At 53.9% G+C, this 293-nt stretch carries 1 rRNA gene; it reads left to right on the plus strand.

Features of this window, described 5'->3' with window-relative positions:
- Positions 1-293: ribosomal RNA gene (locus tag E1297_RS00355) — 16S ribosomal RNA — on the plus strand; the annotation flags it as partial.

The raw sequence follows: 293 nt of genomic DNA on the forward strand, positions 1-293 counted from the left end.
TCCAGCCATGCCGCGTGAGTGATGAAGGCCTTAGGGTCGTAAAGCTCTTTCGCCTGTGAAGATAATGACGGTAGCAGGTAAAGAAACCCCGGCTAACTCCGTGCCAGCAGCCGCGGTAATACGGAGGGGGTTAGCGTTGTTCGGAATTACTGGGCGTAAAGCGCACGTAGGCGGATCGGAAAGTTGGGGGTGAAATCCCGGGGCTCAACCCCGGAACTGCCTCCAAAACTATCGGTCTAGAGTTCGAGAGAGGTGAGTGGAATTCCGAGTGTAGAGGTGAAATTCGTAGATAT

This window comes from Roseibium sp. RKSG952 (assembly GCF_009711355.1).